The sequence below is a fragment of the Allobosea sp. Root381 genome (assembly GCF_001429395.1).
Lineage (GTDB): Bacteria > Pseudomonadota > Alphaproteobacteria > Rhizobiales > Beijerinckiaceae > Allobosea.
Genome location: NZ_LMJT01000003.1, coordinates 198,227 through 212,296 on the forward strand (window position 1 = coordinate 198,227; position 14,070 = coordinate 212,296).

Annotated in this window: 14 protein-coding genes; 12 read left to right on the plus strand and 2 right to left on the minus strand. The window is 67.3% G+C overall.

Annotated elements, in window-relative coordinates:
* The first annotated feature begins 6 nt into the window (after positions 1–6).
* The 7 genes from ASE63_RS05200 to iolB all read left to right on the plus strand — a co-directional run bounded on the left by ASE63_RS05200 (position 7) and on the right by iolB (position 8,827).
* The gene (locus ASE63_RS05200; protein WP_056797543.1) at positions 7–1,026 is read left to right on the plus strand and encodes a TRAP transporter substrate-binding protein; all 1,020 of its coding nucleotides are present in this window, start codon (positions 7–9) and stop codon (positions 1,024–1,026) included.
* Between the two features lie 156 nt (positions 1,027–1,182).
* Complete coding sequence (locus ASE63_RS05205; protein WP_056797546.1) at positions 1,183–1,983, plus strand: SDR family oxidoreductase; 801 nt, start codon at positions 1,183–1,185, stop codon at positions 1,981–1,983.
* A 107-nt stretch (positions 1,984–2,090) separates the two neighbouring features.
* Positions 2,091–2,957, plus strand: coding sequence for a MurR/RpiR family transcriptional regulator (locus ASE63_RS05210; RefSeq protein ID WP_056797550.1), 867 nt, complete (start codon positions 2,091–2,093; stop codon positions 2,955–2,957).
* Between the two features lie 139 nt (positions 2,958–3,096).
* Entirely contained in the window at positions 3,097–5,031 is a 1,935-nt protein-coding gene (gene iolC, locus ASE63_RS05215; protein WP_056797733.1) for a 5-dehydro-2-deoxygluconokinase, read from the plus strand.
* Positions 5,032–5,053: 22 nt separating this feature from the next.
* Positions 5,054–6,904 (plus strand): 3D-(3,5/4)-trihydroxycyclohexane-1,2-dione acylhydrolase (decyclizing), encoded by a 1,851-nt coding sequence (gene iolD, locus ASE63_RS05220; RefSeq protein WP_056797553.1) that lies wholly within the window; start codon positions 5,054–5,056, stop codon positions 6,902–6,904.
* A gap of 128 nt (positions 6,905–7,032) precedes the next feature.
* Positions 7,033–7,917 (plus strand): myo-inosose-2 dehydratase, encoded by an 885-nt coding sequence (gene iolE, locus ASE63_RS05225; protein ID WP_056797555.1) that lies wholly within the window; start codon positions 7,033–7,035, stop codon positions 7,915–7,917.
* 112 nt (positions 7,918–8,029) lie between these two features.
* The gene (gene iolB, locus ASE63_RS05230; RefSeq protein WP_056797560.1) at positions 8,030–8,827 is read left to right on the plus strand and encodes a 5-deoxy-glucuronate isomerase; all 798 of its coding nucleotides are present in this window, start codon (positions 8,030–8,032) and stop codon (positions 8,825–8,827) included.
* 95 nt (positions 8,828–8,922) lie between these two features.
* Here the strand turns inward: iolB and ASE63_RS05235 are convergent, their stop codons facing one another.
* The gene (locus ASE63_RS05235; protein ID WP_056797563.1) at positions 8,923–9,243 is read right to left on the minus strand and encodes a hypothetical protein; all 321 of its coding nucleotides are present in this window, start codon (positions 9,241–9,243) and stop codon (positions 8,923–8,925) included.
* A gap of 286 nt (positions 9,244–9,529) precedes the next feature.
* Here ASE63_RS05235 and ASE63_RS05240 point away from each other — a divergent pair, with 286 nt between their 5' ends.
* A complete protein-coding gene (locus ASE63_RS05240) occupies positions 9,530–9,793 on the plus strand; it encodes a hypothetical protein (protein WP_056797566.1) in 264 nt (87 codons plus the stop codon).
* Positions 9,794–10,005: 212 nt separating this feature from the next.
* Entirely contained in the window at positions 10,006–10,308 is a 303-nt protein-coding gene (locus ASE63_RS05245) for a hypothetical protein (protein ID WP_056797568.1), read from the plus strand.
* A gap of 101 nt (positions 10,309–10,409) precedes the next feature.
* On the opposite strand, the gene ASE63_RS05250 is transcribed toward ASE63_RS05245, so the two are convergent.
* A complete protein-coding gene (locus ASE63_RS05250) occupies positions 10,410–11,042 on the minus strand; it encodes a hypothetical protein (protein WP_056797571.1) in 633 nt (210 codons plus the stop codon).
* 280 nt (positions 11,043–11,322) lie between these two features.
* Here ASE63_RS05250 and ASE63_RS05255 point away from each other — a divergent pair, with 280 nt between their 5' ends.
* The 3 genes from ASE63_RS05255 to ybaL all read left to right on the plus strand — a co-directional run bounded on the left by ASE63_RS05255 (position 11,323) and on the right by ybaL (position 13,922).
* A complete protein-coding gene (locus ASE63_RS05255) occupies positions 11,323–11,535 on the plus strand; it encodes a hypothetical protein (RefSeq protein ID WP_056797574.1) in 213 nt (70 codons plus the stop codon).
* Positions 11,536–11,702: 167 nt separating this feature from the next.
* Positions 11,703–12,023: a polyhydroxyalkanoic acid system family protein gene (locus tag ASE63_RS05260; protein ID WP_056797576.1), complete on the plus strand. Its 321-nt coding sequence runs from the start codon at positions 11,703–11,705 to the stop codon at positions 12,021–12,023.
* Positions 12,024–12,173: 150 nt separating this feature from the next.
* Entirely contained in the window at positions 12,174–13,922 is a 1,749-nt protein-coding gene (gene ybaL / locus ASE63_RS05265; protein ID WP_056797579.1) for a YbaL family putative K(+) efflux transporter, read from the plus strand.
* The last annotated feature ends 148 nt before the right edge of the window (positions 13,923–14,070 follow it).

The window sequence follows — 14,070 nt, forward strand, 5'->3', positions numbered from 1 at the left end:
ACGCTCATGATCATTTCACGCCGGACCCTGTTGCAGGGCACTGCCGCCGCCTCCGCCATCGGCACCTTCCACATCGGCGGCGCCTACGCGCAGACGCCGGAATTCTCCTACAAATACGCCAACAACCTGCCCGTCGCGCACCCGATGAACGTGCGCGCCAACGAGGCGGTGGAGAAGATCAAGGCCGAGACCAAGGGCCGCGTCGCGATCCAGATCTTCCCGAACAACCAGCTCGGCTCCGACACCGACATGCTGAGCCAGGTCCGCTCCGGCGGCGTCGAGTTCTTCACCCTCTCGCCGCTGATCCTTTCGACGCTGGTGCCGAACGCCTCGGTCTCCGGCATCGGCTTCGCCTTCCCGAACTACGACGCCGTCTGGAAGGCGATGGACGGCGAGCTGGGGGCTTACGTCCGCGGCCAGATCGGCAAGGCGAACCTCGTCGTCATGGACAAGATCTGGGACAACGGCTTCCGCCAGATGACCTCGTCGAAGGGCCCGATCAACACCCCGGAGAACCTCAAGGGCTTCAAGATCCGCGTGCCGGTCTCGCCGCTCTGGACCTCGATGTTCACCGCCTTCCAGTCGGCCCCGGCCTCGATCAACTTCGCCGAGGTCTACACCGCGCTGCAGACCCATGTGGTCGATGGCCAGGAGAACCCGCTGGCGATCATCTCGACCGCCAAGCTGTTCGAGGTGCAGAAGTACCTCTCGCTGACCAACCATATGTGGGACGGCTTCTGGTTCCTCGGCAACAAGCGCGCCTGGGAGCGCCTGCCGGAGGACCTGCGCGCCATCGTCGCGAAGAACCTCAATGCCGCCGCAGAACTCGAGCGCGCCGACGTCGCCAAGCTCAATGCCGGCCTGCAGGGCGAACTCGCTTCGAAGGGCATGACCATCAACGAAACCAAGGCCGAGCCCTTCCGGGAGGCGCTCCGCAAGGCCGGCTTCTACGCCGAGTGGAAGAAGAAGTACGGCGACGAGGCCTGGGCCATCCTGGAGAAGGCCGTCGGCGGCTCGCTGAGCTGATTGCCGACCACCCCCGTCATTCTCGGGCGCCGCGCAAGCGGCGACCCGAGAATCTCATGACCAGTTCGTTCTGGTTTTCGAGATGCTCGGGTCGAGCCCGAGCATGACGGGCTTCCTCGACGCAGCTGCGCTACGCCCACGGAAAGACTGACAACCATGGCAGACCGCCTCAAGGGCAAGATCGCCATCGTCTTCGGTGCCGGCTCCTCGGGGCCGGGCTGGGGCAACGGCAAGGCAGCCGCCGTCGCCTATTCCCGCGAGGGCGCCCGCGTCGCCTGCATCGACATCAGCCAGGCGGCGGCCGACGAGACCGCCGCGATCATCGAGGGAGAGGGCGGCATCGCCATCGCGCTTGGCGCCGACGTCACGCAGCAGGACTCCATCGAGGCCGCCGTCGCCGCCACGATGACGCGCTTCGGCCGCATCAACATCCTGCACAACAATGTCGGCGTGACCCATATGGGCGGGCCGGTCGAGCTTTCCGAGGAGCAGTTCAAGGCGGCGCTCGATCTCAATCTCGGCCCGGTCTACCGCTGCTCAAAGGCCGTGATCCCGCATATGCTCAGCGGTGGCGGCGGCGCGATCGTCAACATCTCCTCGATCGCCGCGGTCCGCTGGGTCGGCTATCCCTATTTCGCCTATTACGCGACCAAGGCCGCGGTGAACCAGGCGACCGTCGCGCTGGCCATGCAATATGCCCGGCAGGGCATCCGGGCAAACTGCATCATGCCCGGCCTGATCGACACCCCGATGATCTACAAGCAGATTTCCGGTCAGTACGCCTCGGCCGAGGAGATGGTCGCCGCCCGCGACGCGCTCGTGCCGATGGGCAAGATGGGCACCGCCTGGGACATCGCCAACGCCGCGGTCTTCCTCGCCTCCGACGAGGCGAAGTTCATCACCGGCGTCTGCCTGCCGGTCGATGGCGGGCAGACCTGCTCGGTCGGCATCGGCTGAGGCCGCCCCGCAGCAAATAGATATTTCATACCGGCAATGGAACACTTGATCCATTCCAGCCCTACTGCCAGAAGGAGGGCGGACGTTCCGACCGGGAGACTTCTTTGATGGAAAAGGGGACGCCCCCCTCGCTCCCGCGCGATTTCGACGCGCTGAGGGCGCTGATCCTCGGCCGCCGCGACACGCTGCCGAAGCGGATCGCCCAGGTGGCGGCCTATGCGCTCGACAATCCCGACGAGATCGCCTTCGGCACGGCAGCCAGCATCGCGATCGCCGCCAGCGTCCAGCCTTCCACCCTAGTGCGCTTCGCCCAGCAGCTCGGCTTCGACGGGTTCACCAGCCTGCAGACCGTCTTCCGCGAGCGCCTGCGCGAGCGCAATTCGAGCTATGAGGAGCGCCTGAGTGCATTGCGGGCCGATGTCGGCGGCAACGGCGCGAATCACCGCATTCTTGAAGGCTTCCTCTCCGCCTCCGGCACCTCGCTCGACCAGATGGCCCGCTCGCTGGACGACGGCACGCTGGACCGGGCGATCGCGGCGCTCGCCGGCGCCGAAACGATCTACATCCTCGCCCGCCGGCGCTCCTATCCGGTCGCGAGCTACATGGCCTATGCGCTCGGCAAGCTCGGCGTCCGCTACCAGATGGTCGAATCGGCTGCAGGCCTCAGCCCCGAGATTCTCTCCTTCGCCACGAAGCGCGATATCGGGCTGGCGGTCAGCTTCTCGCCCTATACGGCCGAAACCATCGACGAGGCGCGCGCGCTGGCCGAGCGCGGCGTCCCGGTCATCGCCATCACCGACAGCGCCTTTTCGCCGCTGGTCCAGTTCGCGACGATCTGGTTCGAGGTCGCGGAGGCGGATTTCGGCGGCTTCCGCACCCTCTCCGCGACCATGGCGCTGTCCATGGCGCTTGCGGTCGGCGTCGGCGATGCCCGCCGCGACCGCAAGCCCGCCAAGACGCGCACCCGGGGCTAAGGCGGCATCCCGCGAAGGGGGATCAATCAGGAACATACGTTCCGAATTGACTGTTTCTTAGAACCGTCATTTCATACGCAACAGCATCACCGGCAGCTTAGAATCCGGCGGGCGTCAGGGCATGGAGCCGGAGGACACTATGGCGGGATCGCAAGGCGTGCCGGCGCAGCCGCTCGACGTCATCACCATCGGGCGCGCCTCGGTCGATCTCTACGGCCAGCAGATCGGCTCGCGGCTCGAGGACGTCACCAGCTTCGCCAAATCGGTCGGCGGCTGCCCGGCCAATATCGCGATCGGCACCGCCAGGCTCGGCCTGCGCTCGGCCCTGCTGACCCGCGTCGGCAAGGAGCAGTTCGGCGGCTTCCTGCGCGAGCAGCTCGCCCGCGAAGGCGTCAATCTCGACGGGCTCAAGACCGATCCCGAGCGTCTGACCGCGCTCGCCATCCTCTCGGTCGAGAGCGACAAATCCTTCCCGCTGCTGTTCTACCGCGAGAACTGCGCCGACATGGCGCTCGAGGAGGGCGACATCGACCCGGCCTTCATCGCGAGCGCGCGGGCCGTCGTCGTCACTGGCACGCATTTCGCCCGGCCGAACACCGAGGCCGCCCAGCGCAAGGCAATGAAGCTGATGCGCGAGGCCGGCGGCAAGGTCGTGCTCGATATCGACTATCGCCCCAATCTCTGGGGCCTCGCCGGCCATGCCGAGGGCGATAACCGCTACATTGCCTCAGATGTCGTTTCGGCCCGGATGAAAACCGTCCTGCCGGGCTGCGACCTGATCGTCGGCACCGAGGAGGAGGTGCTGATCGCGTCCGGCGAAAGCGAATTGCTGCCGGCGCTGAAGACGATCCGCGCCCTCTCCACTGCGACCATCGTGCTCAAGCGCGGGCCGATGGGCTGCATCGTCTATGAAGGCGCGATCCCCGAAGACCTGGAGGCCGGCATCGTCGGCAAGGGCTTCCCGATCGAGGTTTACAACGTGCTAGGCGCTGGCGACGCCTTCATGTCCGGCTTCCTGCGCGGCTGGCTCGGCGGCGAGAGCCTGCAGACCGCCGCGACCTGGGCCAATGCCTGCGGCGCCTTCGCCGTCTCGCGCCTGCTCTGCTCGCCCGAGAGCCCGACCTTCGCGGAGCTGCAGTATTTCCTCGAACATGGCAGCCAGCACCGCGCCCTGCGCAAGGACGAGGCGATCAACCACATCCACTGGGCGACGACGCGTCGGTGCGAAATCCCCGCGCTGATGGCGCTGGCCTGCGATCATCGCGCGCAACTGGAAGCACTCGCCGCGAAGCTCGGCGCCGATCCGGCGCGGCTCGGCGCCTTCAAGGTCCTCGCCGTCAAGGCCGCGGCCCGCGTCGCGAACGGGCGCCCCGGCTACGGCATGCTGCTCGACGAGAAGCATGGTCGTGAAGCGATGTTCGAATTCGCCCGCCATCCCTTCTCCTGGCTCGGCCGCCCGGTTGAGCAGCCGGGTTCGCGGCCGCTTCGCTTCGAGACGAGCCAGGACGTCGGCTCGCTGCTGCCGGAATGGCCCGTCGACCACTGCATCAAGTGCCTGTGCTTCTATCATCCGGACGATTCCGCCGAGATGAAGCGGGTCCAGCAGGACAAGCTCCGGGGGCTGTTCGAGGCCGCGCGCAAGGTCGGCCGCGAATTGCTGGTCGAGATCATCGCGGGCAAGAACGGCCCCCTCGCCGACGACACCGTCGCCCGCGCGATGGAGGAACTCTACGCGCTCGGCATCAAACCCGATTGGTGGAAGCTCGAAACGCAGGCCTCGCCCGCCGCCTGGGCCGCAATCGAGACGACCGTCGCGAAGCATGATCCCTGGTGCCGCGGCGTCGTCCTGCTCGGGCTCGACGCCCCGGCCGAGGAGCTGGAAGCCGGCTTCGCCGCCACCGCCGAGGCGCCCATCGTCAAGGGCTTCGCCGTCGGCCGCACCATCTTCATGAATGCCGCCGAGGGCTGGCTTTCGGGCAGGATGGACGACGAAGCCGCCATCGCCGACATGGCACGGCGTTTCGAGGGACTGACCGACCTCTGGCTTGCCACGCGCAGCCGCAAGGCCGCATAGCTTTCGCGCTGGAGCGACGACCATGACCGCTACCATCCGCCTCACCATGGCGCAGGCGCTGACGCGCTATCTCAGCCGCCAGATCACCGAGATCGACGGGCAGCGCCTGCCGATCTTCGGTGGCGTCTGGGCGATCTTCGGCCACGGCAATGTCGCCGGCCTCGGCGAGGCGCTCTGGCATGAGCGCGAGCAGTTGCCGACCTTCCGCGCCCATAACGAGCAGGCCATGGCGCATGCGGCCATCGCCTATGCCAAGGCGAATATGCGCCGCCGTTTCATGGCGGCGACCACCTCGATCGGCCCGGGCGCGACCAATCTCGTCACCGCGGCGGCGCTCGCCCATGTCAACCGCCTGCCGGTGCTGCTGCTCCCCGGCGACGTCTTCGCCAACCGCATCCCGGACCCGGTCCTGCAGCAGGTCGAGGATTTCGGCGACGGCACCGTCTCCGCGAACGACTGCTTCAGGCCGGTCTCGCGCTATTTCGACCGCATCACCCGGCCCGAGCAGATCATCCCGGCGCTCGCCCGCGCCATGCAGGTGCTGACCGATCCGGCAGAATGCGGCCCCGTCACCCTCGCGCTCTGCCAGGACGTGCAGGCCGAGGCCTATGACTATCCCGAGAGCTTCTTCACTGAGCGCCTCTGGACGCCGCGCCGCCCCCGCCCCGACCGCGAGGAGCTGAAGGCCGCGGCCGATGCACTGAAATCGGCTCGCAAGCCACTGATCGTGGCCGGCGGCGGCGTGCTCTATTCGGGTGCGACCGACGATCTCGCCCGTTTCGCCTCCGCAACCGGCATCCCCGTCTGCGAGACGCAAGGCGGCAAGTCCGCCCTGCCCGACGACAACCCGCTCAACATGGCAGCCATCGGCGTCACCGGCACGACCGCCGCCAACCGCCTGGCCGCCGAGGCCGATCTCATCCTGGCGGTGGGCACGCGGCTGCAGGATTTCACCAGCGGCTCCCGGGCCCTGTTCGGCGCGGCGGAGAAGACGATCATCGGCCTCAACGTCCAGCCCTTCGATGCCGGCAAGCACCGGGCCCTGCCGCTGGTCGCGGACGCGCGCGAGGGCCTGACGGAGCTCTTCGCGGCGCTCGGCAACTGGCAGGCGCCCGAGAGCTGGAACGCGAACGCCCGCGCCGGCAAGGCCGATTGGCACAAAGAGGCCGGGAAGGCGACCGCCGCAAGCAATGTCGCCCTGCCCTCGGACGCGCAGGTCATCGGCGCGGTCCAGCGCGCGCTCGGTTCGGACGTGATCCTGCTCCATGCCGCGGGCGGCCTGCCCGGCGAATTGCACAAGCTCTGGCAGGCGGGCAGGCCCGGCTCCTACCATGCCGAATACGGCTATTCCTGCATGGGCTACGAGATAGCCGGGGGCCTCGGCGCCAAAATGGCGCGGCCCGACAGGGAGGTCGTCGTCATGCTCGGCGACGGCTCCTATCTGATGATGAACTCCGAGATCGCGACCTCGGTGATGCTGGGCCTCAAGCTCACCATCGTGCTACTCGACAATCGCGGCTTCGGCTGCATCAACCGGCTGCAGAACGCGACCGGCGGCGAGAGCTTCAACAACCTGCTCAAGGATGCCCGCCACGAGGCCCTGCCCGCGATCGACTTCGTGCAGCATGCGGCGAGCCTCGGCGCGATCGCGAGCAAGGCCGCCTCGATCGCGGAACTCGAAGCCGCCTTGGCGCAGGCGAAGGCCAACACCCGCACCACCGTCGTCGTCATCGACACGGACCCACTGATCTCGACCGCCGCCGGCGGCGCGTGGTGGGATGTCGCGGTGCCGGAGGTAAGCGAGCGGGCGCAGGTGCGAGAGGCGCGGGCGAATTACGATGCCAGCCGGAAGCGGCAGCGTGTCGGTGAGTGAACCATGATTGTCATTGCGAGCGCAGCGAAGCAATCCAGGAGCGGAAGCGTTCTACGTCCCCTGGATTGCTTCGTCGCTGACGCTTCTCGCAATGACGGGCAAGTCAGCCATCAGGAAAGATTTGGAACATGATCCGCATCGGCGCGAACCCCATCGGCTGGTCGAATGACGACATGCTGGAGATCGGCGGCGACATCCCGCTCGAAACCTGCTTGAAGGAAGCTCGCGAAGCCGGCTTCACCGGCATGGAGCTCGGCAACAAGTTCCCGCGCGAGGCCGGAAAGCTGAAGCCGATCCTCGATGCCCATGGCCATGCGCTCGTCTCGGGCTGGTACTCGACCGAGCTGCTCGTCCGCGATGTCGCCGCCGAGATGGAGGCGGTGAAGGCCCACGCGACCCTGCTGCGCGACATGGGCTGCTCGGTCCTGATCGCGGCCGAAACCTCGAACGCGATCCATTCCGACATCGCCACGCCGCTCTCGGCCCGCCCCGTCCTGCCCAAGGGCGGCTGGGCCGATTTCGGCGCGCGCTACACCAACTTCGCCGAAGCGGTGAAGGCCGAATACGGCCTCCAGCTCGTCTACCACCATCACATGGGCACGGTGGTGCAGACCGAAGCCGAGATCGACCGCTTCATGGCCGCGACCGGCGACGCCGTCGGCTTGCTGCTCGACACCGGCCACGCCACCTGGGGCGGCGGCGACCCGGCCCGCATCGCCCGCCACTGGAAGCCGCGCATCCACCACGTCCATTGCAAGGACATCCGCGAGGCGGTGATGTGGCGCTCGAACAAGGAAGACTGGTCCTTCCTCGAATCCGTCCTCGCCGGCGTCTACACCGTGCCGGGCGACGGGCTGATCGACTATGTCCGTGTGCTCAGGGAATTGCAGGGCTATTCCGGCTGGATCGTGGTCGAGGCCGAGCAGGACCCGAAGAAGGCCGAACCGTTGACTTACGCCAAGCTCGGTCACGCAAATCTCTCGCGCTTCATCAAGGAAGCGGGGCTGGTGTGATGGCCGTCATTCTCGGGCGAAGCGCAGCGCAGACCCGAGAATCTCGCCCAGGAGATGCTCGGGTCGAGCCCGAGCATGACGAGCCATACGAAGACAGCGTCGGAGACCGTCCATGTCCCATCTCAAGATCCGCCCCGCCGGCACCCGCGGCCTCGTCACCCATGTCACGCCGGAAAGCGCCGGCTGGACCTATGTCGGCTTCGACCTGCACCGCCTGAAGCCGGGCGAAACGGTCTCCGCGCGGACGGAGAACCGCGAGGCCTGCCTCGTCTTCGTCACGGGCAAGGGCGCGGTTGCGGCCGGCGGCAAGCCGCTGGGCGAGCTCGGTAGCCGCATGTCCCCCTTCGAGGGCAAGCCCTGGTCGGTCTATGTGCCGCAGGATTCGGACTGGTCGGTCACGGCCACGACCGATCTCGAACTCGCCGTCTGCACGGCGCCGGGCCTGAAGGGTGGCCTCCCCATCCGCGTCATCGGCCCGGACGATCTCGGCCAGGAGATCCGCGGCAAGGGCTCGAACACCCGCCACGTCACCAACATCCTTCCCGAGACTGACCCCGCGGACTCCCTCCTCGTGGTCGAGGTCATCACGCCCGCCGGCAACACGTCGAGCTATCCGCCGCACAAGCACGACCGGGACGACCTGCCGCGCGAATCCTATCTGGAAGAGACCTATTACCATCGCCTCAACCCGCCGCAGGGCTTTGGCTTCCAGCGCGTCTACACCGACGACCGCAGCCTCGACGAAGCCATGGCGATCGAGGACGGCGACGTCGTGCTGGTGCCGAAGGGCTACCACCCCTGCGCCACCTGCCACGGCTACGACCTTTACTACCTGAACGTCATGGCCGGCCCGAAGCGGACCTGGAAGTTCCACAATGCCGCCGAGCATGAGTGGCTGGCGAAGGGCTAGGCTTGCCTGCCTGACAGGGTTGGCCGTCATCACGGATCAGCGCTGCTTCGCAGCTTGTCCGGGATGACGCCGTGCTCTCGTGCTTCATCACGAAATTACGCACCGCATTTGTACACGATCCCCTTCGTCGACGGCCCTTTCCATTTGATGTCGGCGACCGGCGTCAGGACATGGGTCCCGCCCATATCCGCCGCCCTTATCTTGAGGCGCGCCAGCGTCGCGTCGCGTGCCTTGTCGAGGACCAGGATCGAGTGCAGCTCGGAGGCACCGTCGATCTCGCCGATCTGCCGGCAGGGCTCGACCACGGCCTTGCTGTCGGTCAGCACGACGATGTTCGAGCGCGAGGTCGGGATCGCACAGGCACCCAGCACCAGCGGGATGGCGAGCAGGGTGGATAGCAGGAAGAGTCGCGGCATCGGGGCCTTTCCTCGGGGCTCGGGCAAAAGCGGCAAGCGCCATGTTCTGCCGCTTTGCCGCAATTTCAAGCGCGCGCCAACAGGTATGGCGGAGGCGGATGCGCAACGCGCTCGAGAATGGGCCGTAGCGCTCGGCGCGAAGCCGGGTCGCGCCCCTCGCATTGCGTCGCGGCGATCCATGGTCTAGGCGTCGCGCCATCATTGTCCGGACGGGCCTCGCCTCTGGCCCCGGCCTTGGCTGCATCGCCGCCCGGCCCGTCCCGTCCTTGCCGAAAAGGAGGCTGTCATGGCCCGCAAGAAATCGAAGCCGCTCGAGGCCGAGTTCGTGATGTTCGACGTCGTCTATGTCGACGGCTCCCGCAGGTCCAACCGCCGGGTCCCGACCGCCCTGCTCGGTGGCCTCGACGGCGACGAGCCGGCGCGCGACGCCATCCTCGAGCAGGATCGGCTGATCGCCGAGAAGTCCGGCATGCCGCCGCTGGAGATCGCATCTCTCATCCGCTCGGGAAAACCGGCCGAGAAGCCCGAGAAACCGGGCCGCAAGGGCTAACGGACGGCGCCCGCCGCGCACTCGGCCGGCTCGCCTGCATTCCCAAGAGGCACCATAACAACGGCGAAAAATCACTAAAATCGCAATTACTGCGAGATTGCAGCATCTTCGCACATCGTTTTAACCCAGTAATCGCGCTTTTGCTTGACCTCCCCCAACTCCTGCATTTTAGTCCGCAACGGCCGTTGGGAGGCTGCAAAGAAGGACTAAAAATGCGTACCATTCTGATCGTCGGAGCTATGGCGGCGGTGCTCGCCGGCTGCCAGACTGCTCAGGAGTCGCTCGCCGATGCCGAAATCACCTGCGAAGCGCAGGGTTTCCGCCCCGGCACGCGAGCCTATCAGCAGTGCCGCTCCGCGAACTATGTCGAAAACCGCCGCGCTTCGAACGAGGCCGGCAATGCCGTCGCGGCGGGTGTCGCGGCCGGCGTCGTCGGCGGCGCGATCGTCGCGTCGTCCAATCGCGGTTACTATGGCCGCGGCTACTACGGCCGCCGCGGCGGTTACTGGTGGTGATTTCGGCTTCGGCCGCGGCCTGAGCCGCGGGCGATCGCAAAAAGGGCCCTGCCGCAGCGATGCGGCAGGGCTTTTTCCGTTTCGGCGGCGGGCCGGCGCGATCAGCTCTTGCTGTTGCGCCTGCGCGCCGGCGCCGGCTCCTTCCCCCCCGAGGACGACAGCATCGAGCCGATCACGTAGACGGCCAGACCGAGGCCGAGCAGGGCGGCCACCGGCTCGCGCTCAGCGCGCCGGGCCAGCATGCGACCGCCATAGTCGGCGTATTCACGCGCCTGGTTGGCATAGTCCTGCGCGGTGCCGCTGTGGCTGCGCAGCCATTTCTCGCCGCTTCGCAGCGCGCTCTCGCCGGTATCGGCCGCATCATTGCCATAGCCCTGCAGCAGGCGGCCCCAACGGCCATAATCCGGCACGTAGCGATCGTAGCCGGAGGAAGACGAGCCTCTCAGGCACGCCCAGGCGACGAGGCTGGCGCTGAGCGCACCCAGGCCGAATGCCGCCAGGGGGTGCCGCACCACCGCGTCCCGGACCGCTTCGCCTCCCTCCCGCGCCAGTTCGACGGGATCGGTCTCGGCTAACGCATCCTTGGCGCGGTGATAGCCGTCCCGGACCGTCTCGCTCGCCTTGTCGGCAAGCTGCGATGCCTTGGCACGCACCGTATCCGCAGCGTTCTCGAATTCCTCGGAAGCCTCGTCCCGTTTTGCAACGTCGGGCGGAAAGCTGTTCATGTTCGCCATCGCGCAGTCTCCATTATGCAGGTGCGGTCTCAACGCCGAGCACTTCGCCGGCGGCATCCGGCCAGCGAACCCTTCGGCAGCACGGTTCCCGTGCAGGTTCTCCGAAAGGGAACGAGGCACCGGCGAGAGAGTTCCAGAGCGGCGGGAGAAAGCTGCGGCGGCGTGGCTGCGGCCTGGTGACCGACGGTCCGGACATCGATCTACCCGTCTGCAGTCATCACAGGGCCACCATTGGATGCGAGAGCGGTGGCTGACCCTTTCACTTGCAAAGGAGACGCTCATGCACGCACAGGACCTTCTCGTCGAACATCCGTCAGTCCTGTCCGATCCGGAATGGATCGCCCTCGAAAGTCTGGACGACCACACCGATCGTTTCGTCTTCGAAGACTCGATGCTTCACATCCTCGAGGACCGCGGCCTCGTCGAAGCTGCCGGCGAACGCTGGCGCCTCACCGAAGACGGCCGGCAGCGCCTGCACGAGCGCGCAGCCTGATCCGCCCCGCTTCCGCCTGACCCACGACATTCCGGCCGGCCGCGTCGCCAGACGTAGCCGGCCATTTTTTTCGCGCAGAGCCGCCCGCAATCAGGCTGCGGCATTCTGGAAATCGCGCTGGGTCATCCCCATTGAATAGGCTGTCTCATCAGGCTCGCAGGAGCGACATGGCCAAGCCCGTCACCATTACCGTCTCCCATGATCTCGGCCGCGAGGGCGCGCTGACGCGCCTGCGGGACGGCATCGACCGCATCCGCGACCGGCTCGGCTTGGTCACGATGCAGCTTGTCGAGGAACGCTGGGAGGGCGACAGCCTGCATTTCGGCGTAGCCGCTCTGGGCTACACGGTGCATGGCCGGCTCGATGTCGAGCAGGCGCAGGTGCGCGTCGAAGTGATGCTGCCCTGGGTGCTCGCCGTCTTCGCCGAAAAGCTCAAGATCGGCGTCGAGAAGCAGGGTCAGATCCTGCTGGAGAAGCCCAAGTCCTGACGGGACTTATGCGAGGCTGACGCCGGCGCCACAAGCGCCTAGAAAACGCTCTTCCCCAAGCCAGCGCGCGGTTGAATTCACCCGCCACAGCCTTCATGGTCTGCGTACAGCTCGATTGTCCGCCTCCGACCGTATCCCCCCGGGAGACCCATGCATCACGGCCCGCTGATCGCCATCCTCGTCGCCGGCCTCGGGCTTGCATTCGTCTTCGGGGCACTCGCCCAACGCCTTCGCATCTCGCCGCTGGTCGGCTATCTCCTCGCCGGCGTCGCGCTCGGCCCCTTCACGCCGGGCTTCGTCGCCGACCAGAACCTCGCCAACGAGCTGGCCGAGGTCGGCGTCATCCTGCTGATGTTCGGCGTCGGCCTGCATTTTTCCCTGAAGGACCTGCTCTCGGTCAAGGCGATCGCCGTGCCCGGCGCGATCGTGCAGATCGGCATCGCGACCTTGCTCGGCCTGGGCTTGGGCCTCGCCCTCGGCTGGAGCTGGATATCGGGCGCCGTGTTCGGTCTCGCCTTGTCGACGGCGAGCACCGTCGTGCTGCTGCGCGCCATGCAGGAGCGCCGCATGGTGCAGACCGAGAAGGGGCGCATCGCGGTCGGCTGGCTGATCGTCGAGGACATCGCCATGGTGCTGGCGCTGGTGCTGCTGCCGGTCCTGGCGGAGGCACTCAACGGCACACCAGCCGGCGCGGGGCCCGGACCGCTGGCGACGCGCTTCGACCTCGGCATCTGGGGCGTGCTCGGCCTCACCGTCGCGAAGCTCTTCGCCTTCCTCGCCTTCATGCTGATCGTCGGCCGGCGGGTCATTCCCTGGGTGCTGCACTGGGTGGCGCATACCGGCTCGCGCGAATTGTTCAGGCTCGCGGTGCTGGCTGTGGCGCTCGGCGTCGCCTTCATCTCCGCCAGCCTGTTCGGCGTTTCCTTCGCGCTCGGCGCCTTCTTCGCCGGCATGATCCTGAACGAGTCGCCGCTCAGCCAGCGCGCCGCCGAGGAGACGCTGCCGCTGCGCGACGCCTTCGCGGTGCTGTTTTTTGTCTCGGTCGGCATGCTCTTCGACCCCGGCATCCTGCTGCGTGCCCCGTTCTCGCTGCTCGGAACGCTGGCCATCATCCTGATCGGCAAGTCGCTCGGCGCCTGGCTGATCGTCAGGGCGTTCGGGCGCTCCAACGCGACGGCGCTGACGATTTCCGCCTCGCTGGCCCAGATCGGCGAGTTCTCCTTCATTCTCGCAGGGCTCGGCGTCTCGCTGGCGATCCTGCCGCCGGAGGGCCGCGACCTCATCCTGGCCGGCGCGATCCTCTCGATCCTGCTCAATCCGGTGACCTTCGCGCTGGTCGACCGCTTCGCGGCGGAGGCGCCGGCCAAGCCGAAACCCAAGCCCGGCATTGCCGAGACCATTGCGGTGGTCGAGAAGGAACCGGAGCCCGAGCCCACGCCGGACATCGCCCCGACGACGCTGTCCGACCACATGGTCGTGGTCGGTTACGGCCGCGTCGGCGCCCTGCTCGGCGCCGGGCTGATCGCGCGCGGCGAGAAGCTGCTGGTGATCGAGGAGCGGGGGGATGCCGTGGCGGCCGCGAAACGCGACGGTGCCGAGTTGCTCCTCGGCAACGCCGCCGACCCGGCCGTTCTCGCCGCAGCGGGGCTCGACCGGGCGCGGCGCCTCTTCGTGGCGATTCCGCAGAGCTTCGAGGCGGGGCAGGTCTGCGAGCAGGCCCGCCGGGACAATCCCGAACTGCCGATCATCGCGCGCGCGCATTCCGACGCGGAGGTGGCGCATCTGACGAAATGCGGCGCGACGCTGACGATCATGGGCGAGGCCGAGATCGCGCGCGCCATGCTGTCGCTCTGCGCCCAGGCCGAGCCGCCTCCGGCGCAGGTCCAGCCCGCAGCCTGAGCGCGTTATCGCTCACAGGTGCCGCGCGGTAACTCCGAACAGCGCCGTCGTCCCGGGCCTGCCCCGGAATCCATCGGAGGGCTCCGGAGCTCTAGGATGGATCGCGGCGCTGCGCTGCTTTGCAGCTTGTCCGGGATGACGGAGCGGT